Raw genomic sequence first — 26897 nt, 5'->3', positions numbered from 1 at the left:
AGCGAGGAGACCACGATGAGACTGGTGACCAGCGCCGGCGAACTCGCCCGCCGAGGATTCGTGGAGGTGGACCGCGCCGAGCGGGACCTGGCCGAGCTCGTCGCACGCCGCACCATCGCCAGCACCGAGCTGGCGGCCTGGTTGCCCGAGCTGGGCCGGGTGGCCGACCCGGGCCTGGCGCTGACCGGCCTGGACCGCGTCGACGAGGCCGCACCACAATTGCTGCGGATCGTGCTCGACGATTCCGCGGCACGCGGCCGTCTGTTCAGCCTGCTGGGCGGCTCCCAGGCCCTCAACCAGCACCTGGCGCGCCACCCCGAGGTGCTGGAGGAGCTGCTGCCCGTCCCGCGGCGCTGGAGCCGCGAGGAGATCCGCGAGCAGGTGCTCGGTGCGATCGGCGCCGAGCCGCAGGGCGAGCTGCTGGTGGCAGCAGATCCGGAAGCGGCCAACCACCTGCGGATGGCCAACCGTCGCCACCTGGTACGCATCGCCGCCCGCGACCTCGACAGTGCCGAACCCACCGCAATGGTCGACGAGGTGGCAGCGGAACTCGCCGACCTGGCCGACGCCCTGGTGCAGGGAGCCCTGGCCATCGCCCGCTCCCAGGTGCCCGGGCACGAGCACACCCGGCTCGGGATCGTCGCGATGGGCAAGTGCGGCGCCCAAGAGCTCAACTACATCAGCGATGTCGACGTCATCCACGTCGCCGAGCCCGCCGATGACCAGACCTCCGCGGCGCAGGCCGTCGAGACCGCCGGCCGGCTGGCCGCCAAGGTGGCCCAGATCTGCTCGGCCCACTCCGCGGCAGGCTCCATCTGGCAGGTCGACGCCAACCTGCGGCCCGACGGCAAGTCCGGGCCCCTGGTGCGCAGCCTTGACTCGATGCGCGCCTACTACGACAAGTGGGCCAAGAACTGGGAGTTCCAGGCCATGCTCAAGGCCCGGCCGATGGCCGGAGACCTGGACGTGGCGCAGGGCTTCGTCGACATCGTCCAGCCCCTGGTCTGGCAGGCCGCCGAGCGCGAGAACTTCCTGTCCGAGACCCAGGCCATGCGCCAGCGCGTGATCAGCCTGCTGCCCGCCGACCAGGCCGACCGTGAGATCAAGCTGGGTTCCGGCGGCCTGCGCGACGTGGAGTTCTCCGTCCAGCTGCTGCAGCTGGTGCACGGGCGCAGCGACGACCGGCTGCGCACCCGCGACACCCTTGGCTCGCTCGGCCGGCTGGTGGCCCACGGCTACATCGGACGGGGCGACGGGGCCGAGCTGGACGAGGCCTACCGCTTCCAGCGGGCCCTGGAGCACCGGGTGCAGCTGCTCAAGCTGCGGCGCACGCACCTGCTGCCCACCGACGAGGAGGAACTGCGGACGCTGGCGCGCAGCCTCCACGTGGACGGCGGGGCCGAGGGGCTGCTCAAGGCCTGGCGCTCCACCAGCCGTCGCGTGATGCGCCTGCACGAGCGCGTCTTCTACTCGCCCCTGCTCGCGGCGGTCACCCGCCTGCACGGCGACGAGCTGCGCCTGACCCCCGAACAGGCCGGCGACCGGCTCAAGGTGCTGGGCTTCAGCGACCCGGCCGCTGCCCTGCGGCACATGGAGGCGCTGACCACCGGCAGCACCCGCGCGGTGGAGATCCAGCGGCAGCTGATGCCGGCCATGCTCGGCTGGATCGCCCAGGGGCCCAATCCCGACCACGGCCTGCTCAGCTTCCGCAAGGTCTCCGAATCGCTGGGCTCCAGCCCCTGGTACCTGCGGGCGATGCGCGACGAGGCCGACATGGCCGAACGACTGGCCCGGCTGTTGTCGTCGAGCCGGATGGCCGTCGACCTGCTGCTGCGCGCCCCCGAGGGGGTGCGGATCCTGGCCCACGACAAGGACCTGCGCCCCCGCACCCGCGAGGAGGTGCTGGCGGCCATGACCACGGCCCTGCGTCGCCACGAGCACGAGGACGAGGCCATCGCCGCGGTGCGCGCCATCCGACGCACCGAACTGTTCCGGATGGTGGCCGGGGACCTGCTCGACATCATCGGCCTCGACGAACTCGGCGCGGGCCTGTCCGACCTGGCCGGGGCCACCATCGACGCCGCCCTGGAGGTGGCCCGTCGAAGCATCGAGGCCCCCGAGGTCGGCGTGCTGGCGATGGGCCGCTGGGGTGGCCGGGAGATGGGCCTGGGCAGTGACTGCGATGCCATCTTCGTGATGGCCGACAGCGACGACCCGGACGCGACGAAGAAGGCCACCGCCCTGGTGGGGGCCGTGCGCAGGATGCTCTCCCAGCGCGGCCCCGACCCGGCACTCGAGATCGACCCGGACCTGCGCCCCGAGGGCAAGAACGGCCCGATGGTGCGCAGCCTGGCCAGCTGCACCGCCTACTACCAGCGGTGGGCCTCCACCTGGGAGTCCCAGGCGATGGTGCGCGCCTCACACGGGGCCGGCTCGCGGGAGCTGACCGATGCCCTGCTGCAGGTGGTCGCGCCGCTGCGCTGGCCCGAGGGCGGCCTGCAGCGCTCCCAGCTGACCGAGATCCGTTCCATGAAGGCCCGGATGGAGGTCGAGCGGATCCCCCGGGGCACCGACCCCAGGCGCAACACCAAGATGGGGCCGGGCGGGCTGGCCGACGTGGAGTGGACGGTACAGCTGATGCAGCTGCAGCACGCCCACCGGCTGCCCTCTCTGCGCGTCACCTCCACCCTGGCGGCGCTGAGGGCGTGCGTCGAGGAAGGACTGGTCAGCGCCGAGGAGGCGGTGGCGCTGGAGCAGGCGTGGCGCCTGGCCAGCCGGCTGCGCAACAAGATCCTGCTGGTGCGGGGCAGGGCCCAGGACCAGATCTCGGGCGACGTGCGCGAGGTCGCGGCCGTCGCCGGCCTGCTGGGCTATCGCAAGGGGCAGGCCTCGATGCTGCTCGACGACTACGGCCGCACCACCCGCCATGCCAGCCAGGTGGTCGACAAGCTCTTCTGGGGAGGACAGCCATGAGTACGGTGTTGTTGCTGGGGGGTCGGTCCGGGATCGGCCTGGCCATCGTGGAGGAGCTGCTGGCCGAGCATTCGGGCTCCGACGTGGTGCTGGCGCGCCGCCCGCGGCCCGGGGCCGACGCGGAGGAGGCCGCCGTGGCGGATCGGCTGCGGGCCGCCGGGGCTGCCACGGTGGAGGCCGTCGACTTCGACGCCGAGGCGCTGGGCTCCCACGAGGCACTGGTCGACGAGGTCTTCGCCCGCCACGAGGTGAGCCATGCCGTGGTGGCCTTCGGGATCCTGGGCGACCAGGAACAGGCGTGGACCGACGTGGTAGCCGCGCAACGCCTGGTGACGGTGAACTCCACCGCGGCGGTGGGGGTGGGCGTCGCGCTGGCCGCGGCCATGCGTCGTCAGGGCCGGGGTGCGATCGTGGCCCTCAGCTCGGTGGCCGGGGTGCGGGTGCGCCGCTCGAACTTCGTCTACGGCGCCAGTAAGTCCGCCATGGATGCCTTCTACCTGAACCTCGGTGTTGCCCTGGCCGGCAGTGGGGTGCGGGTACTGGTGGTGCGGCCCGGGGCCGTCGCGACCGGGATGATCGCCGGCAATGATCCGGTCGCCTTCACCGTCGAGGCCGAGGAGGTGGCCCGGGCGGCGGTGGGGGCCCTGGAGCGGGGCAAGGACGTCGTGCACGTCCCGTCGCTCTTCGGCCCAGCCATGGCACTGGCGCACCTGGTGCCGCACCGCTTGTGGCGAACACTGCGTACCTGAACGATCAACTGTTTGGTGTGTGAAGGGTGAAGACCCACAATGGGGCGGGTGACAACTTCCTGCCCCACACCGGGAGTTGGTGACCGGCCTGACGTCAGTCATGCGATCAACGAGGTGGTCAGCGCCGTGCTGCGCACCCGCAGGCGTGAACGTCGTTCCGTATCCCAGCTCGAAAGCGCCCAGCTCGACCTGCTCTTCCAGCTGGAGGGACGTACCCTCAGCATCGGGGAGCTGGCCGAGGCCCACTGCCTCGAGCTCTCGACGGCCTCGCGCCGCATCAGCCGGTTGGCCCAGCTGGGGCTGGTGGAGAAACAGACCCTTCCCGACGACCGCCGGATCCAGTGCGCCCGCCTCTCCGGGAAGGGGGAGGCCCTGCTGCGCACGGTGCGCCGGCATCGGCAGTGCGTGGTGGAGCGGGCCCTGGATGGCTGGGACGAGGCCGACGTCGAGCAGCTTCGCTCGCTCAGCCTCAAGCTGGTGCGCGAGCTGGATCGGATGGACCGACCCCCGAGCGACTGAGCGCCGGGCCCGGCGCCGCCCGTCACACCGTTCCTGTGACGTGGCATGCACGACGGCGGGGCGGGAGCTCGACTCCCACCCCGCCGTCGCGGGTCCTTGCTGCGATTCAGTTGCCCCGGTGGGTCACTGGGCCGGCTTGGCGGTGGTGCGCAGCACCAGGTCGCCCACCTGGACCTGTCCGTCGGCGGCCTGGGCCACCTCGCCGAACTTCTTGTGGTTGGTCACCAGCACGGGGGTGACCAGCGAGTAGCCGGCCTCCTCGATGACGGAGCGGTCGAAGGTGACCAGCGGGGTCCCGGCCTCCACACGGTCGCCCTTGGCGGCCTTCACGTCGAAGCCGCGACCCTCGAGGTTGACGGTGTCGATGCCGACGTGGACCAGCAGCTCGACGCCGCTGTCCAGGCGCAGACCGAAGGCATGTCCGGTCTTCTGGGCGACGATCACGGTGCCGGCAGCGGGAGCGACGACGGTGTCACCGCTCGGGTCGATGCCGACGCCCAGGCCGACGATGCCCTTGCTGAAGACGGGATCCGGCACCTCGGACAGCGGCATGACGCGGCCGGCCAGGGGAGCGCCCACCTCGGTGACGGTGCCGGGCACCATCGCGGGCTTCGGCTGCTTGGCCGGCGCGGACTGGCCGGCGGCCGCAACACCCTCGGTGCTGGCAGTGCCAGCGGCCGGGGCGACGGCCTCAGGCGAGGTCACGGTGGCGGCGGTGGCACCGGCACCGGCGGTGGCCAGTGCAGGGGCGGCCTCCAGTCCCGAGGCGGCGGCCAGGGGGTCGGAGGCGCCGGCCTCGCGCAGGGCACGGGTCTCGGCGCGCTCCTCCTTGGTCTGGTAGCCGCGCACGACCACCAGGGCCATGGCGGTGAAGAAGGCCGCGAGAATGGCGATCACGTAGAGCAGCATCGGGTTGAAGACCGGGATGGTCAGCAGGGAGGTGAAGACGAAGGCATTGGTGCGGATGCCGTCGTCGGCCATGCCGAGCAGTCCGCCGACGGCGATCACGAGGCCGCCGACGAAGCAGCCGATCAGCATCGAGGGGTAGATGCGCTTGAAGCGCAGGTGGATGCCGTAGAGGGAGGGCTCGGAGATGCCGCCCAGCAGGCCGGCCGCCAGCGCGCCCGAGGCGGTCTGGCGCATCACCACGTCCTTGTCGCGCATGGCGAGCACCAGCACGCCGGCGGTGGCGCCGAAGCAGGCGAAGTTCCAGGCGCCCATGGGGCCCTGGATGAAGTCATAGCCCAGCGCCTGGATGTTGATCAGCATGAGGGCGTTGAGCGGCCAGTGCAGGCCCAGCGGGACCAGGAAGGGGTAGATCATCGGGATCGCGATGGCGAAGATGAAGGGCGCATTGGTGTTCATCCACGCCAGTCCGCCACCGATCGCGGTGCCGAGCCAGACGCCGATCGGCCCGAGCAGGAAGGCGGTCAGCGGGATCATGATCAGCAGGCAGAAGAAGGGCACGAAGACCATCTGCAGGTTGGCCGGGAAGATCTTCTGCAGGAAGCGGTAGAGCACGGCCAGCACGGCGACCATCAGCAGCGGCACGAAGACCTGGCCGTTGTAGTCGTTGAGCTGCAGGGGAATGCCGAAGACCCGCGCCACGCAGCTCTCGGTGCCCAGCGTTGGGTTCTTGGTGCACACGGTGTTGGCGGCGTTGTAGAGGCCCTGGCGGTATTCGGGGGGTCATCAGCGCGAGCATGATGGCGCCGCCGATCCACGGGTCCACCTTGAGCTTCTTGGCGCCGTTGTAGGCCACCATGATCGGCAGGAAGAAGAAGACGCTCTTCCACATCGCGTCGACGAAGAGCCAGCTGGCCGGCTTGTCGGCGGCGCGGAAGTCGACGATCTTGAGGGCGTCGAGCACGGCGGTGAAGGCGATGATCAGCGAGGCGCCGAGCAGCACGCCCAGGATCGGGCGGAAGGAGTCGCTGAGGAACTCGAAGAAGGCGTCGACGCCGGCGCTCTTGCCGCGCACGCCGCCGGCGCGGGCGGCGGCCTTGATGTCGTCATCGCTGGCAGAGCCTGCCTTGCCCATCTCGGGCAGCTGCATGATGTCGCTGTAGGCGTTGGCGACGGCGCCGCCCATGACGACCTGGTAGCGGTTGCCTGACTGCGGGACTGCGCCCATCACGCCGGGGATCTGTTCCATGCGGGCCGTGTCGACCTTGCTGGAGTCGTGGAGTTCGAAGCGGAGTCGAGTGGCGCAGTGGGTGAGGCTGGCGACGTTCTCGGCGCCGCCCACCTCCTCGATGATCCGCCTGGCGGTGTCTTCTGCCATGGTTGTGCCTTCTGCCGGAGTTGTGCAGTTCCACGTGCCGTCGGTGGCACGAATGCCCTGAAGATACCCCGAGCTGTTGGTGCTGGCGACCAGTATCCGCTCCTTTTTCCAAGGACGGGTCCTGGTCTGCTTCCGCCTGTGTGGCCAGCGATGTCTGCTTCGGGCAGCGGGGCTGCCGGACTGCCCGGATCAGGCGCGAACGGCCCTCCTGAGGGTGGACGAGGCGGTGATCCGCACGGCCCGGTGGGCGGGGATCGTGATCGGCTCGCCGGTGCGGGGATTGCGTCCGGGTCGTTCCTCGCGGGGGGCGGCCTCGGCGACGAACAGGCCGTTGACCTGCACCTTCGTGCCCTCCTTGAGGTGTGCGGCGACGCGATCGGCCAGGCAGGCCAGGATGCGGCCCACCTCGGCGGCACTCTGCCCGGTGTGCTGGGCGATGTCGGCGACGAGCTCGCAATGGGTCATGGTTTCTCCTGTGGTGGTTGGCGGTGGGCCGGCTCCGCCGGGTCAGCGGAGCCGGTCGGGGTCGACGAGTCCTCGGTGGGCGGCGGCCACGAGGCGTCGCGGCACCTGGACGGTGCGGCCGTCGTCTCGGACCTCGACGAGTTCGGGAACGCTCGCCCTCCACTGGGCGCGGCGGTGGCGGGTGTTGGCGCGGGAGATCTTGCGCTTGGGGACGGCCATGGCGATCACCAGCTCGACTTCGTGATGCCGGGAAGCTCGCCGGCATGCGCCATCTCCCGGAAGCGCACACGGCTGATGCCCGCCTTGCGCAGGAAGCCGCGCGGGCGCCCGTCGACGGCATCGCGGTTGCGCAGCCGCACGGGGGAGGAGTCCCGGGGGAGCCGGGCCAGGGCCCGTCGGGCGGCCGCCTTCTCGTCGTGGCTGGCGGTGGCGTTGGCGATCGTCGCCTTCAGCTCGGCGCGACGCTCGGCATACCGCTCCACGAGGACGCGACGCTGGGCGTCCTTGGCGATCTTGGACTTCTTGGCCATGTCAGCGGGTCTCCTTGAACTCGACGTGCTGGCGGATGATCGGGTCGAACTTGCGCAGGCTGAGCCGGTCGGGGTCATTGCGTCGGTTCTTCCGGGTGACGTAGGTGTAGCCGGTTCCTGTGGTGCTGCGGAGCTTGATGATGGGGCGCACGTCGGACTTCTTGGCCATGCGCTTCCTCCTGTCTGTGTGGGTGGGGGTCAGATCTTCTGGCCCTCGGTGAGCATCTGGCCGACCACGGCGTCGATGCCTCGGGCGTCGATCACGCGCAGGCCCTTGGCGCTGACGCGCAGCCGGACCCGCCGCCCCAGGGTGGGGACCCAGAAGCTCTTGTGCTGCAGGTTCGGCTCCTGGCGCCGGGGCGTTCGCCGGTGGGAGTGGGAGACATGGTTGGCCCGGAGGGGCTCCTTTCCGGTCACCTGGCATCTGGCGCGCATCCTTCTCCTCCTGGGTTGGTCGGTGGGTGTGGTTGGTCTGTGGGCCATCGAGGGTCCGCCTTGACTGTGGACTAGAAAATGATAATCATTCCCAAAGAAAGGTCAAGACAGCCCACGAAGGAAGCCATGAAGTCCGAGATCCATCCGTCCTACGGCCCCGTCGTCTTCCGGGACCGCTCCGCCGGGAGCCAGCTGCTCACCCCGCTCGACGATCGTCGCCCAGCTGGGTGACGACGCCCCCACCATCACCTGGAGCGACGGCAGCACCTACCCGGTCGTCGACGTGCAGGTCTCCAGCGCCAGCCACCCCTTCTGGACCGGGCGCTCCCGCACGATCGACACCGAGGGCCGCATCGAGAAGTTCCACCGTCGCTACGGGCGCCCCGGCGGTGCCCGATGAGGCGCGGGCCGCTGGCCGTGGTGCTGCTGGCCACCATCGACCCGACGGTGCGCGACCTCGCCAGCCTGGCCCTGGCCTGTGACCTCGGGGACGGGGTCGAGGTGCGCCACGAGCTCGTCGCCGGCGCCGACGGCCCACAGGAGGTGCGCTGCACCGTCAGCGACATCACCGGGGTCGTCTTCACCAGCCTCGCCGAACTCGACCACGGCTGCCTCAGCTGCACGGTGCGCGAGGGCCTGGTGCCCACCCTGCAGTGGGTCGCGGAGCAGGGACGGTGGTCGAGTGCCCTGGTGACCCTGCCGGTTGGTGCCGCGAACGAACAGGTGGCCCAGCAGCTGCAGTACGCCATCGACCAGCAGGCCCTGCAGGCCCGGCTGGCGCACAGCCTCGCCGTCGTCGACCCCGAGACGCTGGTCGACGACCTGCTGGGCGACCACCTGTTGGCCGAGCGCGGACTGGCGCTGTCCGAGCACGACGCGCGCGCGGTGGGTGAGGCACTGTCGGCCCAGCTCGACGCCGCCGACACGGTCGTCACCCTCGACCACGCCCAGCCGCAGGCCAGCTCCCTGCTGGAGCACGTCCTGCCTCCCGAGGTGCACCGCGTCACGGGGCTGCATCGGCTCGACGTGGGGGCACTGCTGGCCGGAAACCATGATGTCGAGGCACTCGATGCGCGCCTGGCCCCCTCCCGGCGGCGCGTGCGCTGCCACGAGGAGCGTGATGGGGTGTGGACCGTGGTCCTCGACAGCACCCGCGCCTTCCATCCCCAACGGCTGCTCGACCAGGTGGAGCTGCTGGGCAGTGGACCGGTGCGGGCCCGCGGCTGCTTCTGGCTGCCCTCACGCCCCGATGCCGTGTGCGTCTGGGACGGCTCGGGCGGACAGCTCAGCATCGGCGAGGTGGGCCACTGGTGCGAGCAGGAGCGTCGCACCCGCCTGGTGGTCACCGGCACCTGCCAGGAGACCCGGGGGCGGATCGAGAGGGCCTTCCGGGACGTGCTGCTCAGCGAGCACGAGCAGAGCAGCGCCGCGGCCCGCTGGGCAGGACGAAGCGACGGGCTGGAGGCCTGGCTCGGGGAGGTCGAGCTTCCCCAGGCGGGGTGACCGGGCCGGCCGGGGCAGTGGAGCAGGGGCTGTCTCGACCGGGCACGCCCCCTCAGGCCTCGACGGCGTCCAGTTCCAGGCCGGCGACCTCACCGATCACCGTCACCGCCGGGGGGCGCACGTCCGCGGCCAGGGCGACGATCCCGTCCAGCTGCCCCCGGATGGTGCGCATCCCGGGGGTGCCCGCGCTGGCGACCACCGCAGCCGGCGTCCGGGGATCGAGGCCGCCTGACACCAGTGCCTCGATGATCTCGGGCAGGTACTTCACCCCCATCAGCACCACCAGCGTGGTGCGGGTACGGGCCAGCGCCTGCCAGTCGAGGCTGGAACGCTCGTCACCCGGCGGCACATGGCCGCTGACCACCGTGAAGCCCTGCACCAGGCTGCGGTGGGTCACCGGGATCCCCGCCAGGGCTGGGGCTGCGACGCTGGAGGTGACGCCGGGCACCACGCGCACCGCCACCCCTGCCGCCGCGCAGGCCTGCCACTCCTCGCCGCCCCGGCCGAAGACGAAGTTGTCGCCTCCCTTGAAGCGGACCACGCGGCATCCGGCCCGGGCGTGCTCGACCAGCAGCTCGTTGATCCGCTCCTGGGGCACGAACTCGCCGCGTGGCAGCTTGCCCACCCAGACCACCTCGCAGGACTCGCTCACCTCGGCCAGGCTGTCCTGGGGAGCCAGGTGGTCGACCAGCACCACATCGGCCTGGCGCAGCGCCGCGAGGCCCGCGACGGTGACCAGCCCCGGATCGCCGGGCCCACCGCCCACCAGGGTGACCGTCCCGGGCTCGAGTGGGGCAAGGGTGCCGGATGGGGCTGAAGACGTCATGGTGCTTCCTCGGTTGGGTTCTGTGCGGATCGTTGCAGCAGTGCGGCCATCTCGTCCAGATGGCGGGGGCGGCCGGGCAGCCCGAGCCGGGCCGCCAGCTCCAGCGGCCAGGGCCGGTGCAGCCGGGCGCGGACCAGCAGTTCGGCATCGTCGAGCAGTTCCGCGACGGGGCCCTGGCGCACCCGGCCGTCGGCCACCACGGCCGCCTCGTCGGCCCAGGCCAGCGCGAGGTCGACGTCGTGCGTGGCCAGCACCACCGTGGCGCCCTCGCCGCGCAGCCTTTCCAGGGCGGCCAGCATCTCGTGGACCCCCGCAGGGTCGAGGCCGGCTGTGGGCTCGTCGAGCAGCAGCACCTGGGGCCGCATCGCCACCGCCCCGGCCGTCGCCACCCGTTTGCGCTCCCCATAGGACAGCTGGTGGGTGGGCCTGGCGGCCAGGTGGGTGACGGCAAGCAGGTCGAGTGCCTCGGCGACGCGGGAGCGCACCTCGGCCTCGGCCAGCCCCAGGTTCATCGGCCCGAAGGAGACGTCCTGGGCCACGTCGGCGCTGAAGAGCTGGTCGTCGGGGTCCTGCAACACCAGCTGGACCCGGCGGCGGTGCTCCCGCAGGCCCGTGCGATCGTGTCGCAGTGCACGCCCTGCCAGCAGCACTTGCCCCTGGTCGGGGCGGTGCGCTCCCGACAGGCAGCGCAGCAGGGTCGTCTTGCCCGAGCCATTGGCGCCCAGCAGGGCGGTGCGGCTGCCCCGTGGCAGGGTGATGCTGGCGCCGGTGAGGACGGGGTGGTCGTCGAAGCGGGCCGAGACGGACTCGGCCGCCAGCAGCGGTTCGTGCTCAGCCACGGGTCACCAGCCACAGCAGGGCCCACAGGACGGCCAGCAGCACCGTGACGGCGGCGGTGAAGGGGCGGGTCCGGGCTGGTTCGACGGCCAGGGTGGTGAGCGAGTCCTCGTAACCGCGTCCGGCCATCCCGTCCTCCAGTCGACGGGCGTGGTCCCAGGAGCGCACCATCACCTGCCCGATCGTCTCTCCGGTCGTCCTGAGCCGGCGGCGCAGGGGGGCGCAGCCGCCCAGACGGGCCTGCTGCGCCTCGTGCATGGCCTCCACCGTGGCCAGCAGCACCCAGCACAGGCGGTAGACGAGCGAGGCGACCTCGAGCAGCGGGTCGGGCACCCGGCAGCGTCGGGCCCACGTCACCAGGTCCACCATCGGGGTGGTGGTGGCCAGCACCATGAGGGCCAGTGTTCCGGCAATGCCATGCCCCAGCAACCCGACGGACTGGGTGAGCGACTCTCGGCTCACCGACACCAGTCCCCACCGCCACAGCACTGTCGTGCTCGTCGGCGGAGCGCCCAGGCCGACCGCCACCGTCACCGCCCCCGACGCGATGAACAGCAGGGGTGCGGCCAGGACCCTGGCCAGTGCGCTCGCCCTGATCCGGGCCGGCCCCAGCAGCAGTGCGAGGCTGGTCAGCGCCACGAGGGGGACCGTCGGCCAGACCGGGCCGACCAGGGCGGTGAGCACCAGCGCCAGGCTGAGCGCCATCTTGGTGCCGACGGGACGACGCCGCCAGGGGCTGGTCCAGGCGGCGTCGTCGATGACGGGGATGTGCATCAGGCAGCCGGCTCCCGGCTGGCCGCGGCGTCCTGGTCCTCCCGGCGCTGCTGGTGGCGTCCGCGCAGGTTGCCGAGCGCGTAGCCGAGCAGGCCACCTCCCAGTCCGGCCTGCAGGGCGAACAGGCCCGACTCGACCTCCCCGCTGCCGGGCTCGAAGAGTGGTTCGAACCAAGGGGTGACTCCGTTGTCCGCGAGCATCTCGGTGACCACGGAATCGGTGCCGGCGAAGGCCTCCTGGCCGTCGCCAGCCGGACGCGGCGCCAGCGCCATGCTCAGGGCGAAGATGGCCGCGACGGCAGCCAGCAGCAGCGGCGTGACCCAGGGCTTGCGGCGGGGGCTCTCAGGCATGCTGCAGCTCCTTCGAGGTGGTGGTCCGGATGCCGAGTCGGGCGAGGTCCTGCGGGGCGACGCGGCCGAGGAAGCCGAAGATGACCACTCCCAGCAGACCCTCCATGACGGCCAGGGGGACCTGGGTGATGGCGAAGACCCCCAGGAACTTGCCCAGGGCACCCGCGATCCCGGAGGACGGGTCCGGGTAGGCCAGGGCCAGCTGCAGTGAGGTGGTGCAGTACGTGGCCATGTCGGCGAAGAACATCGCCATGAAGACGGCGACCGCGGGGCTGGCGCCCAGCTGGCGGGTCAGCAGGAAGGCGCTGTAGCCGACCCAGGGTCCGACGACCGCCATGGAGAAGACATTGGCCCCCAGCGTCGTGATCCCGCCGTGGGCCAGCAGGAGGGCCTGGAAGAGCAGGACGACCGTACCGAGGAAGGCCATCACCGGCGGACGGAAGAGCACCGCGCCCAGGCCGGTGCCGGTGGGGTGGGAGGAGCTGCCGGAGACCGATGGCAGCTTGATGGCCGACAGGACGAAGGTGAAGGCGCCGGCCGCAGCCAGCAGCATGCGGTTCTCCGGACTCCGGCGACTCTGGGCGATCACGGCGCGGGCGCCGTGGATGACGAAGGGTGCGCTCACCGCATACCAGGCGGCGCACTGCATGGGGGACAGGAATCCCTCGGCGATGTGCATGGGAGGCAACTTTCTCGAGATGACGCGTCTCGGTTGAGTGACTGCCATGACGGGGGAGTTCCTGACTCCCGAGACCTGGGTCTCGGACACAGTGGCGCGACCGTGCCGGCTCGTCCGGCTTCCTCGCACCCGTCACGGGCTGTGTAGTTGTGTGGTCCAGTCTTGCATCTTTCGGGGATCAGTCGGCATCCGGGGGCGTCTCGGCCAGCGCCTCGACGATGCGTCGACGCAGTTCCATCGAGCCGTGGGGGTCACGATTGCCCACCACGCCGACGGTGAAATCCCCGATCCGTGTGGTGGCCGGGGTCCATGCGGTCCCGCGGGAGGCGAGGTCGGCCCGCACACAGAAGATCCGCGCCCGCTGGGCTGCTGCAGAGATGGCCTCGTTGGCCTCGGGATCCGCGGTGGCCACCATGACGTACCAGGCGCCGTCGATGTCCTGGGCCGTGGCGCACCGCTGGTGCCACGCCAGGCGTCCTTGCCGAGCCAGGGCCTCGACGTGCTCGGAGGCCTGCGGAGCGACCACCTCGACCAGGGCGCCGGCCTCGAGGAGGCGGGGGATGCGGCGGCTGGCGACACGACCGGCGCCCACGACCAGGACCCGGCGGCCGTGCAGGTCCAGCCCGCTCAGGTAGACCGGCTGGCTGCAGTCCGGGGCAGGCGGGCCGTCGTCACTCGTGGTTGGGCTTGTCATTCTCACCTCACTGCCGCTGGCGCTCCCCGTCAGTCTCGCACAAGGCCGCAGGGGTGATAGTTCGGGGTGGTCTTCTCCCCGATCCCGTCTCGGATGGGATCGAGCGGTTGAAGCCTGGGTGATAAACCGTAATAGTCGATTGGGTGAAGCGAGTAACCATCAAGGACATCGCGCGCGAGGCGGGGGTCTCGCCGGGAGCCGTCTCCTTCGCCCTCAATGATCGCCCCGGGGTCTCGGAGTCCACGCGGGAGCGCATCAAGCAGGTGGCCGTCGAGCTGGGCTGGACCCGCAGCGCGGCGGCGGCAGCGCTGTCTGGCAAGAGGGTCGGCTCCTTCGGCCTCACCCTGCAGCGCGGCGTCGGGGACGACCATGCCGAGGCCTTCATCATGCGTTTCATGGCCGGCATGCAGCGCGAACTCGACAAGAACCACCTCTCGATCGTGCTGCAGGTGGTGCCCTCGATCGAGGCCGAGGAGCGCACACTGCGCACCTGGTGGGCCGAGCGTCGCGTCGACGGGGTCGTGCTGCTGCGCCCCACCATCGATGACTCCCGCGCCCGGGTCCTCACCGAGATCGGCATGCCCGGGGTCACCATCGGCGGGCCGGTGGCCGAGAAGATCAGCACCGTCGGCGTCGAGGAGGTGGGCACCACACAGTTGTTGGTTGACCACTTCGCCGCGCGCGGCCACCAGCGCATCGCCTATGTGACCGGGCCGCCCGAGCTCCAGTACGTCTCATGGCGGGCCGAGGCCTTCAAGGCGCGGGCACGTCACCACGGCATGATCCCCCAGGTGGTCCACGTCGTCACCGGCGACGAGTTGACCGGCATGGACGCCAGCGAACGGCTGGTCCGCTCCGGCAATGCACCCACCGCCCTGCTCTATGACAACGAGCTGATGACCGTGGGAGGGGTCACCGCCTGCACCGACGCCGGACTGGTGGTCGGCAGCGACGTGTGCATCGCCAGCTATGAGGACTCGCCCGCGCTGCGCATGATGCGCCCCGGCATCAGCGCCCTGCGCCGGCACACCGAACAGATCGGCACCCTGGCCGCCCGGGCACTGGTCGACCTGCTCGAGGACGGCGAGCCCACCAGCCAGATCGGGCCCTTCCCCGAGCTCGTCGTGCGCGGCTCCTCCGGCGAGATCCTGGGCTAGAGAGCGAGAGGCCCCCGGGCACGCCAGCCACCGCCCGCAGGGACACGACTGGGGCCGGTCACCACACGGTGACCGGCCCCAGTCGTCGTACTGCCAGTCCTGCAGTGCCTCAGATGGCGAAGTACAGGTCGAACTCGTAGGGGTGCGGGCGCTGGCGCAGCTCGTCGATGTCGGCGCGCTTGATGTCGACCCAGGTCTCGATCAGGTCGGTGGTGAACACGTCACCCTGCAGCATGCCGGCGAACCCTAGCCATGTGTTGGCCGGCCAGCGCAGGAACACCACGACATCAGCGGCTTGGTCGAGTCCCCCCTCGCCCGGAGGCCAGCCATCGGTTGACGCTGCTCACCCCCCCCTGTACTGTCACCAACACACCGCGTCCGCCGTGTTTTCCAACCAGGGAAGGGAATACCATGAATCTGAAGAGGGGTCTGGCGCGAGCCGTCATCGTCGCGCTCTCAATGGGGGCCACTGCGGTTGGTCCCGCAGCAGCAGTCACCGTATCGGGTGACTGCAACTGGCTCGGCCGCAACTGCAAGTCCTTTTGGGATCATGGCGTGGCAGGAACTTCGGTGTGGTCGAACTACAAACACCATAGCGTGAACCATGGCTCGTCCACGGCAGGAAATACAAAGGCTGGGGTTCACAGGACTCACCAGTCCAAGTGCATGGGCCCCTCGACCGAGACGTGGGCGAAGTCGTCCTTGGCGGACGTGACGAGTGCAAGGGAGTCGTTCTACCGAAAGTGTTGACTCGGATGGGGGGCGCGCCTTGCAGCACGCCACTGGTGTCGATCCTCGGGCTCGATGTGCAGAATGACTGCGGGGGTCACCGCAATGTGTATGGGTGACCCCCGTAGCAGAGTGATAATTGAACCCTTTCCATTGAGCCGGTTCCCTCAGTGATGAGACCCCGTGGCGGCCCAGTGGGGATCTCCTGGAAAAGGTTGGGATGAGACGGTTTACTGCGGTCCTGTCGGCGCTGATCGCCATCTACTTGGCGTGCGCCGTCGTGTGGAATGCCAGCCGCGACCCTCTCCTTGGAGTGGATGTCACGACATGGAACGCCGCTGCCCGACCCCCCGAGCTGGTGGGTACTTCCTATCCGCTCGAAGAGATGCGGCACTGGGCTGCTGCCTACGATGTGGATGTCGTGGTGGCTGGCAGCCCCTCCGCGGACATGCAGGGCGTGGTGGCGGGCGTTCCAGCTCGCCAAGGTTCAGAATTCTCCAAGTGGACAGTGCAGGGTTATCCCTGCCTGCGCAATCCCTGCCAGATGCGTGCAGTCGATCTGGAGCAGCATCCCACGATCATCGAGAAATTCGAGCCGGGTGTGGCCTATTTGGCCTTCATGGGAGATCGCTCATTGGAAGCGGGGCAGGCAGCCCAGAAGTACTTCCTCCAAAAAAACTGGGCCATCGAGCTTGAGGCCGGGAACGACTTCTCCTTCTGGCGGGGGCGGGCCCTGGCACTGGGAAGTCGCACGATGGTCGCTGCGGCACTCTTGGTCTTCCTGTTGGCTGGAGGGGCCACCCTGCGAAGCGGACGCCGGGCCGGACTTCAGGTGCTGCACGGGCAGAGTCGGCCTCTCATCGCCATGAACCAGTGTCTGGCATGGTCTGGGTCGATCGTGGGGCTGGGAATCGGCTTGGTCCTGGCAGCCTCGGGGGTGGCAGCAACCCAAATCCCTCCACTGTTCGTGATTCCGGGAACCTTGCTGGCGCTCGTCTTCATCCTCGGTTTGGTCATTGTGTGCGTGACGGCGATCAGTGCATCGCAGTTTCTGTTGAGTCGGTTGACGGTCCTCGAGGCCGTCAAGGGACGTACCGTGTCAGTCCTTGCCATCCCCGTGGTCTACGTGATTCGGGGGATCAGCGTGATCATGTGCGTTGGCATCGTGACGACGTTGTCAGTGAGTGTGGCTCAACGCCGAGAATTGAGCGCCGTCCTTTCTGATCCGGGGCCCTTGGTCGCGGCAAGCCGCTATGGAGTCAACGCAGGGGCATCGGACAATCCGCAGATCGCGAATACCATCGGATCACAGATTCAACCGCTATACCAAGACGGATCGTTGCTGATGGCCAATGTGACGCCGATGTTCTTCGTCAGCAGTGACGCAGGATCTCCATTGGACGTGAGTACGGAGGGAGTTCGTTATCTTTTGGAAGCGAGTCCGGCACTCCTGCGCGTCTCCAAGATCATGCTGGAAGACGGGCGGCTCTTGGATCCTGACAAGGATTTGAACCCCCGGGCCATGACCGTCCTGGTCCCGAAGGGCCTACCCAGCAAGTCACGCAGAGATGTCGAAGAATACGCTGCGACCGTCTTTGCAGCAGGGAACCTGGGCACGGTGCCCGGTTGGGACACACAGCGTGTCCCAGTGGATGTGGTCGAAGTCCCGAGCGGTCAGGTCCTCATGGGGCGCGATGGCGCCGGCTTGCGCAGGGCAGTCTCGCCGGTGGTGCTCGTCTATCCGCGTGCCCTCGTGCCAGGGCCGGACTTCGCGCTGACCGGGGATGGTTTGCTCTTTCGGGATCAGGACGTCCGACGCACCTTGGACCGGGCCCCAGCGCTGCGATCATCTGTATCTGATGTCGCTACCCTGGTTTACGACACACGGCGCACCGACAAGGAGATCGCCTCGTCGATGGCCGCCGCCCAAGTGGAGTTCTTCGGCTTCCTGGCGATCCTGGTCATCAGTACGTTGGCGGCCACGGCGATGTACTGCAGTCAGTATTCGCGCAGGATCTTCGTTCGGGCCGTCGCGGGGGCGGGGCTGGTCGCGATGGCTCCTCTGCTCGTCACCCTTGACATCTGCAGCGGCCTAGGAATCCTCTGGCTTTCGCGCCCCCGGTCCGCGACGCTTGGCCAGTTGAATGTCTACGGTACTCACGCCGTATCCGTGCCGTGGCTGATCTTCACCTCGACGGTGGTGGTGCTTGCTCTGCTGGCGGCCTTGGAGTTCACGCTTCTCCGCCGCAATGTCCTTGAAATTCTCCGAACCGGAGGGCGGTGATCGTCCATGACCAATCATGGTGGATGCAGTGCTGGCAAAGCCAAAGGAAACCAATGCTCGAGATAGTCAACTGTTCGAAAACATTTGGGTCGCGAACCCTCTGGGCTGCTGTGAACTGGACGGTCCAGCCAGGGCAGATGGCTGCTCTCATGGGCCCCAGCGGCTCAGGCAAGAGCACCCTGTTGAACTGCATCGGAACCCTTGACAACGTGAGTGCGGGATCCATCAGTTGGAAGGGTCAGCCGATCTCGGGGATCAAGGAGCGGGCCAAAAGGAGTCTAAGACGTCGGGAGCTGGGCTATCTCTTCCAGGACTACGGGCTGGTTGAATCCGAGACAGTCAATCGGAACATCTCCTATGGGACTGGAAGGATCTGGTTCTGGCAGCGAGATTCCTACACCAGTGAGCTGGAAGCGGTCGGGCTGGCCGGGCGAGGCTCGGAGCCCGTACACGTCTTGAGCGGCGGTGAGCAGCAACGAGTCGCAGTGGCTCGACTGATGAACAAGAAGCCCACGTTGGTGCTCGCCGATGAGCCGACTGGATCGCTGGATGATGCCAATGCGGTTCGTGTCCTCGACTTGCTGCGCACCTTGGCCGACGACGGCGCTGCCGTCGTGATCGCAACGCACAGCGCAATGGTCCATGATGTCTGCACGACATGCCTCCACCTCGAATCCTTGCCAGGCGAGGAGTCCTGTCCAGTAGTTTCTGATCGTCTTCTGGGAAAGGTTCATGATGAGTGATTTTTGGATGCGCGCCGCCATGGAGGCAGTGGTGCTGTTCTGTGTCGCGGCGGCGGCTGCCGGTCTTTCCTACCTCCTGTTGAGGGGCTGGCTGAACAGCCGGGCAGGCCGCAGCGTCGCATCGTCGGTCCTAAATGGCGCCCTGGTGGGATTTGTGCTCGGAGAAGTCTGGACGCAGTTCGCCTCGAGTTACCGATACCAGCCGTTGACCTTCGTCGTGACGTGCGCCGCGGCCGCTGTCACCGTGGGAGCACAGGCATTGCAGGCCCGCCGAATCGGCTGAGCGGGGCCCGAGCGCTGCGTGGCGGATGATCCGTCTCGGACAGGGACCCAACAACGCAACGAGCCGCCATCACGTGGGTGATGGCGGCTCGTGCCCGTGATGGCGTCGCGGATCAGATGGCGAAGTACAGGTCGAACTCGTAGGGGTGGACCCGCTGGCGGATCTCGTCGATGTCGGCGCGCTTGATCTGGATCCAGGTCTCGATCAGGTCCGGGGTGAACACGTCGCCCTGCAGCAGGTACTCGTGGTCATCCTCCAGGTTCTTCAGGGCCTCCTCCAACGAGGCGGGCACCTGGGCGACCTGGGCGTGCTCCTCGGGCGGCAGCTCGTAGAGGTCCTTGTCGATCGGCTCCGGCGGCTCGATCCGGTTCTGGATGCCGTCCAGGCCGGCCATCAGCATGGCGGAGAAGGCCAGGTAGGGGTTGGCCGACGGGTCGGGGCAGCGGAACTCCACGCGCTTGGCCTTGGCATTGCTGCCGGTCAACGGAATGCGCATGCAGGCCGAGCGGTTGCGGGCCGAGTAGACCAGGTTCACCGGCGCCTCGAAGCCCGGCACCAGCCGGTGGTAGGAGTTCGTCGACGGGTTGGTGAAGGCCAGCAGCGACGGGGCGTGCTTCAGGATGCCACCGATGTACCAGCGGGCCAGATCGGAGAGCTGGCCGTAGCCGTTCTCGTCGTAGAACAGGTTGGTGCCGTCATTCCACAGCGAGCTGTGCACGTGCATGCCGGAACCGTTGTCACCGAAGATCGGCTTGGGCATGAAGGTGGCGGTCTTGCCATTCACCCAGGCGGTGTTCTTCACCAGGTACTTGAACAGCATCACCTTGTCCGCGCTGGCGGTCAGGGTGTCGAAGCGCCAGTTGATCTCGGCCTGGCCACCGGTGCCGACCTCGGAGTGGGCGCGCTCGGTCTGCATGCCCAGCTTCTCCATGTGGGCAACGATCTCGTCGCGCAGCTCGCAGAAGTGGTCGACGGGGGAGACCGGGAAGTATCCGCCCTTCAGCTTGACCTTGTAGCCGCGGTTGCCACCCTCCTCGACCCGCCCGGTGTTCCAGGCGCCGGCCTCGGAGTCGATCTCGTAGAAGGAGCCATTGGTCTTGGTCTGGAAGCGGACGTCGTCGAAGACGTAGAACTCGGCCTCGGGAGCGAAGAAGACCGTGTCACCCAGGCCGGTGGAGGCGAAGTAGGACTCGGCCTTCTTGGCGATGTTGCGGGGGTCCCGGGAGAAGGGCTCCTTGGTGATCGGGTCGTGCACGAAGAAGTTCACCACCAGGGTCTTCGACACCCGGAAAGGGTCGATGAAGGCGGTGGTCGGATCGGGCATCAGCGCCATGTCCGACTCGTGGATCCGCGTGAATCCCGTGATCGAGGAGCCGTCGAAGGACAGGCCGTCCTCGAAGACCTCGGGGCCGAAGGCGGCGGCCGGCACCGTGAAGTGCTGCATCACGCCCGGCAGGTCGCAGAAGCGGACGTCGACCGTCTCGATGCCCTCGTCCTTGATGTAGGCCAACAGGTCGTCGGGACCTTGGAACATGATTTCCTCCGTGCAGGTGGGTGTACTCGTCCTTCCCGGTGCTCGACCGGGCCATGCGCAGAAGCCTAGCGACCGGCGATTGCCCGGGGGTTCCGGTCACGTAACAGCGGTGTTACACCGGCCCGCTTCCGCGCCGACTAGGCTTGGGAGCCATGAGCCAGCCCGCACCTTCCGTCGACGGACATCCCGGCCAGTCCCTTGGCCTGCCCCCGACCGGTCGTGGCTCCCTGGCCAGCTGGAACCAGCGGATGGCCGCGCTGGTGACCGACTGGGCGGCGTGCATGATCATCGCCCGGCTGCTCTTCGGTGACGCGGTGCTCTTCGGCTTCGACTGGCGACGCTTCATGCCGATCACGCTGTACTTCCTGCAGAAGACGGTGCTCACCGCACTCACCTCGGGCTCCTTCGGTCAGCTGATCTGCCGCATCGCCGTCGTGCGCCTCGACCACCAGCCGATCGGCTGGGCGCGCTCGGCTGCCCGGGCCGCCATGAAGGTGGTCCTGGTTCCCGCCCTGGTGATCGGGGCTGAGCGGCGCGGCCTCGACGACCTCGCCCTGGGCACCGTCGTGGTGAACCGCCGCTGACCCACATCCCCCAAGGACCCCATTCCCGTCACCCAGGAGCCAGCGTGTTCGTCGTCATCGTCGCCCGGGGGATCCCCAGCCCCCGCACCCCCCTGTGGGGGATCTTCGAGCTCGACCAGGCCAGGGCGCTGCGCGCCGCGGGGCACCGGGTGGCCATCGCCGCCCTCGACGTGCGCTCGGTGCGTCGGATCAGGCCTTTCGGGGTGCGCCACCAGGTGGTGGGCGGCATCGACGTGCACACCGTCAGCATCCCGCTGGGTCGCGTGCCCGACGTGGTCGACCAGGCGGTGCTGGACCGGGCCCTCGACCTGGCCCTGGGGCGCATCATCTCCCGCCACGGCCGCCCCGACGTGGTGCACGCCCACTTCACCAAGTACGCGCTGGCCGCGGGCAGGTCCACCCGTCGCGAGGACTTCGCCCTGGTGGCCACCGAGCACAACTCGAAGTTCCACCCCGACCACATCCCCCCGGTGCTGCGCCGCAAGGCGTGGGAGGCCTACCGCCGGGCCGATGCGGTGGTCGCGGTCTCGCAGGCGCTGGCCGACGTGCTGGTGGACAACTTCCACCGGCCGGTGAAGGTGGTGCCCAACATCGTCGATGTCGACACCTTCACCACCGTGCCGCCGCGTACGCATCAAGGCATCCGCCTGGTCAGCGTGGGCAACCTGTTGCCGCGCAAGCGGATGGCCCTGCTGGTGGAGGGCTTCGCCCGTGCCTTCGCCGAGCGTGCGGAGGTGACGCTCGACATCATGGGTGAGGGTGCCGAACGGGCCGAGCTCGAGGCCGCCATCGCCCGGCACGGACTGCAGCAGCGGGTGCGGCTGCTCGGTCAGCGCACCCGCGCCGAGATGGCCCAGGAGTTCGCCGCGGCCGACGGCTTCTGCATGCTGAGCGAGTGGGAGACCTTCGGCGTGGTCTACATCGAGGCGATGGCCTCCGGCCTCCCGGTGCTGGCGGCGCAGGGCTCCGGCGGACCGGAGGGATTCATCCACGAAGGGGTCGGCATGCTCGCCGAGGCCAGCGACGTGGATGCCCTGGCCTCCTCGCTGCGCAGCTTCGTGGGGCACTTCCGTGACTGGGACCGGGACATGGTCCGCGCCGACGCCGTCGCGAACTTCGCGCCGGCCCGGATCGCGGAACAGCTCGGAGAGGTCTACGCCGAGGCCACCAGTCGCTGAGGTGACTCCGGCCGGCCTGTCCGAGCTGCCCGGGATCGTCCTGGTTGGTCAGCCGGTCACTCGGTCACCTCGAAGGTGAGCTTCTCGGTCGAGACACGGCCGTGCGCATCGGTGGCCCGCACGGTGGCGGTGTGCCTGCCCACCTCGAGGTCCGTGGGCAGCCCTTGGCGCCACAGGTGCATCGACCGGTCGGCCACCGAGCCGCCGTGGAGCAGCTGCTGCTGGGCGGCAGCCGGATCGGAGTACTCAGCGCCGACGTACTGGCCCTCGCCGGTCATCGGCTGGGTGCGGGTCGCCTTCTGGGCGCGCTTGCCGTCGATGCTGACCGTGACCGTGGAGCCAGTGGAGCCCATGAAGAAGTTGGTGGTCAGCCAGGTGCCCGACAGGTCGGCCTTCGAGACCTTCAGTGGATCGGCCAGCGCCGCGGCATTGCCTGCCTTCGGCTTGCCCTTGGCAGGCATGCTCTTGCGGAACCACTCGCGGTAGGCCGGTGTGTTCAGCCCCAGCGCCATCTGGTCGGTGCCATTGTCGCCGCGCACGGTGAAGCGCTCGGTGAAGCGGTTGCCCCGGATGTCGAGGGTCACCACGCCAGGAAGGCCGCCATCGCGCTGGACGGCCATCGGGTAGCCCTGCTCCAGCATCTGGCCGGTGTACCAGTCGCCGGAGATGGCGCCGGAGGTGATGTGCTGGAAGGGCAGACCGGAGACACCGAAGATGTCCTCCCAACCGGCCATCGAGTCACCCTTGCGCATGTTCTCGATGCTGTGGGTGTGACCCGCGACGGCCACCGCCTTGCGGCCCTTCAGCACCTTGTAGACCTGCTTCACCTCGTCGATCTGGTGCTGTTCGCTGCCCTGGTCGGCGTAGGTGAGCAGCGGGATGTGGCCGGCGACGACGATGAGCTTGTCCTTCGGCACAGTGGCGAGGTCGCGACGCAGCCACTCCAGCTGCTCCTTGCCCAAGGCACCGTTGTAGTTGCGGCCCACGGCGGGGTACTGGACGGTGTCGAGCGAGACGACGTGCACGCGGCCCACGTCGTAGGAATGGTGGGTGGGGCCGAAGTTGGCGCGGTAGGTGTCGTAGGCATGGGCGCGGGTCTTCGCGTCGTAGTCCAGGTCGTGGTTGCCGGGCAGGAAGCGCGCCGGGCCATTCAGCTTGGCGGTGAGCTGGCGGATGCCGGGGTAGAGGCTCAGGTCGTCGCCGACGATGTCACCGATGAACAGGGCGCCGCAGGCCTTGTAGTCCTCGCGCTTGTTGAGGTCGGCGAAGGCACCCCTGGCCGCGTACTCGGCCTCCTTCTTCTTGTAGGTCTGGATGTCGCCGCCGATCAGGCAATGCTGCTCGCTGGCGGCGGTGGCCTTGCTCTGGACCATGCCGAAGTTGACGGCCTCGGGCAGGGGGCCGGTGGGCGCGATGCCGCCGTACTTCAACTTGGGCGAACCGGCGGGCATGTGGTTGTAGAAGAACTGCGCCACGTTCGCCTCGTCGACCGGCACCTGGTGGCCGGCGGGCTGGGTGACGAAGACGGTGCTGTTGTCGTCGACGCGCAGGGTGTAGTTGCCATTGCGGTCGGTCCTGACCACCTGGTGGCCGTTGGACACCGAGACCTTGGCCAAGCCCTTCTCGCCCGGGTCCTTGACCGAGTCACGGTCGGCATCGACGAAGACGGTGCCGTGCAGGACGCGGGCCTTGGGATCCTTGCCGGGCACCACCTGCACCTGGCCGCGGTAGGTCTCGGCGTCCTGCTGCACGGCGGTGGCTGCGGGAGCGGTGGTCAGGAGGCTGGCTCCGAGGGCGAGCGAGCTGAGGCCAGCGACCACGGTGGCGCGCGACTTGGCAGAGGTGATGGGGAACACGGTGATTCCTTCCTGGTGGGGGGTGGTGCCCGATGCGGGCACGCCCTCCACGCTAGGAAGCCGGGGTGGCGGCCGAGTGGCCAACAGACCACCACTTGGGGAATGTTTTTCAACCAGCACAGTGATTGAGTCATTCCCGCAGGGGTGGCGACTCAGCCCTCGGCGAGCTCGGCAGCCTCCAGCCAGGCCATCTCCAGCTCCTCCACCTCGTCGTCGGCAGCCTGCAGTTCGGCCTGCAGCTCGGCCAGCCGGGAGTAGTCGGCGGCGGCCTCGGCCATCTGCACGTGCACCATCTCCCGGCGCTGGCGCAGCTTCTTCAGCTGGCCCTCGATGCGCCCCATGTCCTTGCGTGCCTGGCGCACCTCGGCCGCCGAGGCCTTGGGAGCACCGCCATCATCGGTGTTCGTCTGCTCTGGGCTGGCGCCGGCAGCCATGTGCGCCGACTTGCCCGGACCCGTCTCATGGGTGCGCCGGTGCTCAAGGTATTCGTCCACCCCGCGGGGCAGCAGGACACAGCGTCCATCACCCATGAGGGCGTAGACCACGTCGGTGACGCGTTCCAGGAAGTAGCGGTCGTGGCTGACGACGATCAAGGTGCCGGGCCAGGTGTCGAGGTAGTCCTCGATCACGGTCAGGGTGTCGATGTCGAGGTCATTGGTGGGCTCGTCGAGCAGCAGCACATTGGGCTCGTCCAGCAGCAGTCGCAGGAACTGAAGGCGTCGCCGCTCGCCACCGGAGAGCTCCCCGATGCGGGTGACCAGCTTGTCGCCGGTGAAGCCGAACTCCTGCAGCAGGTTGGACGCGGAGGCATCCTTGCCGGTGGCCAGCTTAGTCTCCTGCTTGAGCCTGTTGACGCTCTCCAGCACCGTCTCGCGGTCGTCCAGTTCGCCGACGTGCTGGCTCAGATGCCCGATGCGCAGGGTCTTGCCCTGCTTCACCGTGCCTGAGTTGGGAGCAAGCTCCTGCGTGAGCAGGCTGAGCAGGGTGGTCTTTCCGGCGCCGTTGACGCCCAGCAGGCCGATCCGCTCGCCCGGCCCGATCGACCAGGTCAGGTGGTCCAGCAGGGTGCGGTCGCCGAAGCGCAGCACAACGTCCTCGAGGTCGAAGACGTCCTTGCCCAGCCGGCTCACGCTGAACTGCTCCAGTGCAAGGCGGTCGCGCGGCGGCGGCACGTCCTCGATGAGCGTGTTCGCGGCCTCGATGCGGAACTTGGGCTTCGAGGTGCGGGCGGGAGCGCCGCGGCGCAGCCAGGCGAGCTCCTTGCGCACCAGGTTCTGGCGGCGGGCCTCGTTGGCCGCGGCCTGGCGGGCACGCTCGGCGCGGGCCAGCACATAGGCCGCATAGCCGCCGTCATAGGCGTCGACGACGGCGTCGTGCACCTCCCACACGTGATTGCAGATGGCGTCCAGGAACCAGCGGTCGTGGCTGACCACCAGCATGGCAATGTTGCGCTGCTGCAGGGTGTTGAGGTGGTCGGCCAGCCAGGCGACGGCCTCCACGTCGAGGTGGTTGGTGGGCTCGTCCAGGACCAGCAGGTCGTGGTGGCCCAGCATCAGGCTCACCAGTCCGGCCCGGCGTCGCTCGCCGCCCGACAGCGTGGAGAGCTGGGCGTCCAGGTCGATGTCTGCCAGCAGGTGTTCGACGACCGAGCGCCGATAGCTGTCACGCGCCCACACGTGGTCGGGCTCCCCGTCGACGATCAGGTCACGTACGCTCTGGCCCTCGACCACCTGCTCGGCCTGGGTGAGCACCCCGATGGAGACCGACCCGGTCCTGATGACGCGGCCCCGGTCGGGCTCCAGCGCCCCGGTGAGGACCTTGAGCAGGGTCGACTTGCCGTCGCCATTGCGCCCGACCACGCCGATGACGTCGCCCTTGGCCAGGCCCAGGCTGACATCGGAGAGGATCGGGCGGATGCCGAAGCTGATGCTGACGTTCTCGGCATTGACCAGGTTGGTGGCGGCCATCGGGGACTCCTCGTGGTGGTGAAGGCGGGCACGACGAACGGCCGCCGCCGGGGCGACGACCGTTCGTGGAAGTAGGGCTGCTCAGCGGCCGCGCATGGCGCGACGCGAGGTCTGCTGCGGGATCGGGCCCTTCGGGATGGGCATCCGTGCACGGACGGCGTCCATCGCCCGCAGACGCTTGGTGACGTCGTCGATCTGCATCTGGTTGAGCTTCTTGGGCATCTTCTTGATGTGGTCGCTCAGCTTGTTCAACGGGACCTGACCGGGCCCGTCGCCCATCTGGATGGTGTTGACGGTCACCCCGTAGGCAGTCTGTTCGTGGCGCTTGGTCTCGGTGACCAGCAGCTGCTTGAGCCGGTTCGGATCGCCCTCGCCAATCAGGATGAGGCCGCCCGGACCGACGACGCGGTGCACCACGTCGAGCTGGCGGGTGGCATTGATGGCCGGGGTGGAGGTCCAGCCCTTGGGCAGCATGTTGAGCGCCACCTCGGCAGAGCCGGGCTGGCCCTCGTAGCGCTTGTAGACCGAGCTGCGCACGCGACGGGTGAACAGGAACATGGCCAGGGTCATGCCGACCAGGATGCCGAGCAGGATCCAGAACCAGAGGGGCTTGACCAGCACGCCGAGCAGGATGCCCAGCAGCAGCGGGCCTGCGAAGCCGGCGGCCAGCACCATCGGCAGCTGGGGGTCCTGCTGCCTGGTGAGGCGGTAGCTCTCGGTGAGCTGGCGTCGCTGGCTCCAGTCGCGGGGGTCGGAGGAGTTCTTCTTGCGCTCCTTCTCCGCCTGGATCTGGGCCTTCTGCTTGGCCCGCAGTTCCTTGGCCTTGTCGCTCGCCATCGTCGCTCCGGATCATCTCGTGGGTCGTGGGGGCCGTCGGGCCACCGCCGCCCAATCCTAGCCCGTGGCGGTGGCGCGATGCGCATCCGGGCACTGACGGCCGTGGGCCCGCACCCCGGTGGACTAC

Annotated in this window: 25 protein-coding genes and 3 pseudogenes; 11 read left to right on the top strand and 17 right to left on the bottom strand. The window is 68.9% G+C overall.

The features are described 5' to 3' along the window. Positions 1-15: 15 nt before the first annotated feature. Genes ACHFFZ_RS16155 through ACHFFZ_RS16145 form a run of 3 tightly spaced genes read left to right on the top strand, consistent with a single transcriptional unit; the run spans position 16 to position 4241 of the window. Positions 16-2973, top strand: a complete 2958-nt coding sequence (locus ACHFFZ_RS16155) for a bifunctional [glutamine synthetase] adenylyltransferase/[glutamine synthetase]-adenylyl-L-tyrosine phosphorylase (RefSeq protein WP_394277619.1) — start codon at positions 16-18, stop codon at positions 2971-2973. Further along, positions 2970-3722 (top strand): decaprenylphospho-beta-D-erythro-pentofuranosid-2-ulose 2-reductase, encoded by a 753-nt coding sequence (locus tag ACHFFZ_RS16150; protein WP_394277618.1) that lies wholly within the window; start codon positions 2970-2972, stop codon positions 3720-3722. The genes ACHFFZ_RS16155 and ACHFFZ_RS16150 overlap by 4 nt, the downstream gene beginning before the upstream one ends. Positions 3723-3770: 48 nt before the next feature. Further along, positions 3771-4241 (top strand): MarR family winged helix-turn-helix transcriptional regulator, encoded by a 471-nt coding sequence (locus ACHFFZ_RS16145; protein ID WP_394277617.1) that lies wholly within the window; start codon positions 3771-3773, stop codon positions 4239-4241. A 123-nt stretch (positions 4242-4364) separates the two neighbouring features. Here the strand turns inward: ACHFFZ_RS16145 and ACHFFZ_RS16140 are convergent. The 6 genes and pseudogenes from ACHFFZ_RS16140 to rpmB form a co-directional block, all read right to left on the bottom strand. Continuing rightward, positions 4365-6525: pseudogene (locus tag ACHFFZ_RS16140) on the bottom strand (glucose PTS transporter subunit IIA). Between the two features lie 189 nt (positions 6526-6714). Next, complete coding sequence (locus ACHFFZ_RS16135; protein ID WP_394277616.1) at positions 6715-6990, bottom strand: HU family DNA-binding protein; 276 nt, start codon at positions 6988-6990, stop codon at positions 6715-6717. Between the two features lie 42 nt (positions 6991-7032). Next, entirely contained in the window at positions 7033-7209 is a 177-nt protein-coding gene (rpmF, locus tag ACHFFZ_RS16130) for a 50S ribosomal protein L32 (protein ID WP_394277615.1), read from the bottom strand. Between the two features lie 5 nt (positions 7210-7214). Beyond that, positions 7215-7520: a 30S ribosomal protein S14 gene (gene rpsN / locus ACHFFZ_RS16125; protein WP_394277614.1), complete on the bottom strand. Its 306-nt coding sequence runs from the start codon at positions 7518-7520 to the stop codon at positions 7215-7217. Position 7521: 1 nt separating this feature from the next. Then, positions 7522-7689: a 50S ribosomal protein L33 gene (rpmG, locus tag ACHFFZ_RS16120; RefSeq protein ID WP_394277613.1), complete on the bottom strand. Its 168-nt coding sequence runs from the start codon at positions 7687-7689 to the stop codon at positions 7522-7524. A 29-nt stretch (positions 7690-7718) separates the two neighbouring features. Beyond that, positions 7719-7955 (bottom strand): 50S ribosomal protein L28, encoded by a 237-nt coding sequence (gene rpmB, locus ACHFFZ_RS16115; RefSeq protein WP_394277612.1) that lies wholly within the window; start codon positions 7953-7955, stop codon positions 7719-7721. Positions 7956-8081: 126 nt separating this feature from the next. Here rpmB and ACHFFZ_RS16110 point away from each other — a divergent pair. Then, positions 8082-8355: pseudogene (locus ACHFFZ_RS16110) on the top strand (type B 50S ribosomal protein L31). Continuing rightward, positions 8352-9458: a CobW family GTP-binding protein gene (locus ACHFFZ_RS16105; RefSeq protein ID WP_394277611.1), complete on the top strand. Its 1107-nt coding sequence runs from the start codon at positions 8352-8354 to the stop codon at positions 9456-9458. Before ACHFFZ_RS16110 ends, ACHFFZ_RS16105 begins: the two are co-directional and overlap by 4 nt. Positions 9459-9510: 52 nt before the next feature. On the opposite strand, the gene cobA is transcribed toward ACHFFZ_RS16105, so the two are convergent. The 6 genes from cobA to ACHFFZ_RS16075 form a co-directional block, all read right to left on the bottom strand. Then, on the bottom strand, positions 9511-10284 hold the full coding sequence (gene cobA / locus ACHFFZ_RS16100) for a uroporphyrinogen-III C-methyltransferase (RefSeq protein WP_394277610.1): 774 nt from the start codon (positions 10282-10284) through the stop codon (positions 9511-9513). Beyond that, a complete protein-coding gene (locus tag ACHFFZ_RS16095; protein WP_394277609.1) occupies positions 10281-11123 on the bottom strand; it encodes an energy-coupling factor ABC transporter ATP-binding protein in 843 nt (280 codons plus the stop codon). Before ACHFFZ_RS16095 ends, cobA begins: the two co-directional genes overlap by 4 nt. Next, complete coding sequence (gene cbiQ / locus ACHFFZ_RS16090) at positions 11116-11895, bottom strand: cobalt ECF transporter T component CbiQ (protein ID WP_394277608.1); 780 nt, start codon at positions 11893-11895, stop codon at positions 11116-11118. Before cbiQ ends, ACHFFZ_RS16095 begins: the two co-directional genes overlap by 8 nt. After that, positions 11895-12245, bottom strand: coding sequence for an energy-coupling factor ABC transporter substrate-binding protein (locus tag ACHFFZ_RS16085; protein ID WP_394277607.1), 351 nt, complete (start codon positions 12243-12245; stop codon positions 11895-11897). Before ACHFFZ_RS16085 ends, cbiQ begins: the two co-directional genes overlap by 1 nt. Beyond that, entirely contained in the window at positions 12238-12924 is a 687-nt protein-coding gene (locus tag ACHFFZ_RS16080) for an energy-coupling factor ABC transporter permease (RefSeq protein ID WP_394277606.1), read from the bottom strand. The genes ACHFFZ_RS16085 and ACHFFZ_RS16080 overlap by 8 nt, the downstream gene beginning before the upstream one ends. 178 nt (positions 12925-13102) lie before the next feature. Next, entirely contained in the window at positions 13103-13618 is a 516-nt protein-coding gene (locus tag ACHFFZ_RS16075; protein WP_394277605.1) for a bifunctional precorrin-2 dehydrogenase/sirohydrochlorin ferrochelatase, read from the bottom strand. Positions 13619-13761: 143 nt separating this feature from the next. Here ACHFFZ_RS16075 and ACHFFZ_RS16070 point away from each other — a divergent pair, with 143 nt between their 5' ends. Beyond that, positions 13762-14775 (top strand): LacI family DNA-binding transcriptional regulator, encoded by a 1014-nt coding sequence (locus ACHFFZ_RS16070; protein ID WP_394277604.1) that lies wholly within the window; start codon positions 13762-13764, stop codon positions 14773-14775. A gap of 109 nt (positions 14776-14884) precedes the next feature. Here ACHFFZ_RS16070 and ACHFFZ_RS16065 read toward each other — a convergent pair. After that, positions 14885-15010: pseudogene (locus tag ACHFFZ_RS16065) on the bottom strand (hypothetical protein); the annotation flags it as partial. Positions 15011-15724: 714 nt separating this feature from the next. On the opposite strand from ACHFFZ_RS16065, the gene ACHFFZ_RS16060 reads away from it, so the two are divergent. Genes ACHFFZ_RS16060 through ACHFFZ_RS16050 form a run of 3 tightly spaced genes read left to right on the top strand, consistent with a single transcriptional unit; the run spans position 15725 to position 18814 of the window. After that, the gene (locus ACHFFZ_RS16060) at positions 15725-17788 is read left to right on the top strand and encodes a hypothetical protein (RefSeq protein WP_394277603.1); all 2064 of its coding nucleotides are present in this window, start codon (positions 15725-15727) and stop codon (positions 17786-17788) included. A gap of 53 nt (positions 17789-17841) precedes the next feature. After that, positions 17842-18531 (top strand): ABC transporter ATP-binding protein, encoded by a 690-nt coding sequence (locus tag ACHFFZ_RS16055; RefSeq protein WP_394277602.1) that lies wholly within the window; start codon positions 17842-17844, stop codon positions 18529-18531. Next, complete coding sequence (locus ACHFFZ_RS16050) at positions 18524-18814, top strand: hypothetical protein (protein WP_394277601.1); 291 nt, start codon at positions 18524-18526, stop codon at positions 18812-18814. Before ACHFFZ_RS16055 ends, ACHFFZ_RS16050 begins: the two co-directional genes overlap by 8 nt. A 112-nt stretch (positions 18815-18926) precedes the next feature. On the opposite strand, the gene glnA is transcribed toward ACHFFZ_RS16050, so the two are convergent. Beyond that, the gene (glnA, locus tag ACHFFZ_RS16045; protein ID WP_394277600.1) at positions 18927-20348 is read right to left on the bottom strand and encodes a type I glutamate--ammonia ligase; all 1422 of its coding nucleotides are present in this window, start codon (positions 20346-20348) and stop codon (positions 18927-18929) included. Positions 20349-20500: 152 nt separating this feature from the next. Here glnA and ACHFFZ_RS16040 point away from each other — a divergent pair, with 152 nt between their 5' ends. Both ACHFFZ_RS16040 and ACHFFZ_RS16035 read left to right on the top strand, forming a co-directional pair. Beyond that, a complete protein-coding gene (locus ACHFFZ_RS16040; protein WP_394277599.1) occupies positions 20501-20932 on the top strand; it encodes an RDD family protein in 432 nt (143 codons plus the stop codon). Positions 20933-20976: 44 nt separating this feature from the next. Then, positions 20977-22110: a glycosyltransferase gene (locus ACHFFZ_RS16035; protein WP_394277598.1), complete on the top strand. Its 1134-nt coding sequence runs from the start codon at positions 20977-20979 to the stop codon at positions 22108-22110. Between the two features lie 56 nt (positions 22111-22166). Here the strand turns inward: ACHFFZ_RS16035 and ACHFFZ_RS16030 are convergent, their stop codons facing one another. The 3 genes from ACHFFZ_RS16030 to ACHFFZ_RS16020 form a co-directional block, all read right to left on the bottom strand. Next, the gene (locus ACHFFZ_RS16030; protein WP_394277597.1) at positions 22167-23966 is read right to left on the bottom strand and encodes a calcineurin-like phosphoesterase C-terminal domain-containing protein; all 1800 of its coding nucleotides are present in this window, start codon (positions 23964-23966) and stop codon (positions 22167-22169) included. A gap of 152 nt (positions 23967-24118) precedes the next feature. Beyond that, positions 24119-25933, bottom strand: a complete 1815-nt coding sequence (locus ACHFFZ_RS16025; RefSeq protein ID WP_394277596.1) for an ABC-F family ATP-binding cassette domain-containing protein — start codon at positions 25931-25933, stop codon at positions 24119-24121. 81 nt (positions 25934-26014) lie between these two features. After that, positions 26015-26770 carry a DUF4191 domain-containing protein gene (locus tag ACHFFZ_RS16020; protein ID WP_394277595.1) on the bottom strand — a complete coding sequence of 252 codons (756 nt, stop codon included), beginning with the start codon at positions 26768-26770 and terminating at the stop codon, positions 26015-26017. Positions 26771-26897: the final 127 nt, after the last annotated feature.

Source organism: Luteococcus sp. (assembly GCF_043424415.1).
In the GTDB taxonomy this organism is placed as follows: Bacteria; Actinomycetota; Actinomycetes; order Propionibacteriales; family Propionibacteriaceae; genus Luteococcus.
Note: the sequence above shows the minus strand (reverse complement) of the source record. Positions and strands in the feature narration are given on the sequence as shown.

Excerpts from the sequence above, each read along its gene's own strand:
- ACHFFZ_RS16155 (WP_394277619.1), top strand. The coding sequence starts at position 16 with ATGAGACTGGTGACCAGCGCCGGCGAACTCGCCCGCCGAGGATTCGTG.
- ACHFFZ_RS16150 (WP_394277618.1), top strand. The coding sequence starts at position 2,970 with ATGAGTACGGTGTTGTTGCTGGGGGGTCGGTCCGGGATCGGCCTGGCC.
- ACHFFZ_RS16135 (WP_394277616.1), bottom strand. The coding sequence starts at position 6,990 with ATGACCCATTGCGAGCTCGTCGCCGACATCGCCCAGCACACCGGGCAG.
- rpmF (WP_394277615.1), bottom strand. The coding sequence starts at position 7,209 with ATGGCCGTCCCCAAGCGCAAGATCTCCCGCGCCAACACCCGCCACCGC.
- rpsN (WP_394277614.1), bottom strand. The coding sequence starts at position 7,520 with ATGGCCAAGAAGTCCAAGATCGCCAAGGACGCCCAGCGTCGCGTCCTC.
- rpmG (WP_394277613.1), bottom strand. The coding sequence starts at position 7,689 with ATGGCCAAGAAGTCCGACGTGCGCCCCATCATCAAGCTCCGCAGCACC.
- rpmB (WP_394277612.1), bottom strand. The coding sequence starts at position 7,955 with ATGCGCGCCAGATGCCAGGTGACCGGAAAGGAGCCCCTCCGGGCCAAC.
- ACHFFZ_RS16105 (WP_394277611.1), top strand. The coding sequence starts at position 8,352 with ATGAGGCGCGGGCCGCTGGCCGTGGTGCTGCTGGCCACCATCGACCCG.
- cobA (WP_394277610.1), bottom strand. The coding sequence starts at position 10,284 with ATGACGTCTTCAGCCCCATCCGGCACCCTTGCCCCACTCGAGCCCGGG.
- cbiQ (WP_394277608.1), bottom strand. The coding sequence starts at position 11,895 with ATGCACATCCCCGTCATCGACGACGCCGCCTGGACCAGCCCCTGGCGG.
- ACHFFZ_RS16085 (WP_394277607.1), bottom strand. The coding sequence starts at position 12,245 with ATGCCTGAGAGCCCCCGCCGCAAGCCCTGGGTCACGCCGCTGCTGCTG.
- ACHFFZ_RS16080 (WP_394277606.1), bottom strand. The coding sequence starts at position 12,924 with ATGCACATCGCCGAGGGATTCCTGTCCCCCATGCAGTGCGCCGCCTGG.
- ACHFFZ_RS16075 (WP_394277605.1), bottom strand. The coding sequence starts at position 13,618 with ATGACAAGCCCAACCACGAGTGACGACGGCCCGCCTGCCCCGGACTGC.
- ACHFFZ_RS16060 (WP_394277603.1), top strand. The coding sequence starts at position 15,725 with ATGAGACGGTTTACTGCGGTCCTGTCGGCGCTGATCGCCATCTACTTG.
- ACHFFZ_RS16055 (WP_394277602.1), top strand. The coding sequence starts at position 17,842 with ATGCTCGAGATAGTCAACTGTTCGAAAACATTTGGGTCGCGAACCCTC.
- ACHFFZ_RS16050 (WP_394277601.1), top strand. The coding sequence starts at position 18,524 with ATGAGTGATTTTTGGATGCGCGCCGCCATGGAGGCAGTGGTGCTGTTC.
- glnA (WP_394277600.1), bottom strand. The coding sequence starts at position 20,348 with ATGTTCCAAGGTCCCGACGACCTGTTGGCCTACATCAAGGACGAGGGC.
- ACHFFZ_RS16040 (WP_394277599.1), top strand. The coding sequence starts at position 20,501 with ATGAGCCAGCCCGCACCTTCCGTCGACGGACATCCCGGCCAGTCCCTT.
- ACHFFZ_RS16025 (WP_394277596.1), bottom strand. The coding sequence starts at position 25,933 with ATGGCCGCCACCAACCTGGTCAATGCCGAGAACGTCAGCATCAGCTTC.
- ACHFFZ_RS16020 (WP_394277595.1), bottom strand. The coding sequence starts at position 26,770 with ATGGCGAGCGACAAGGCCAAGGAACTGCGGGCCAAGCAGAAGGCCCAG.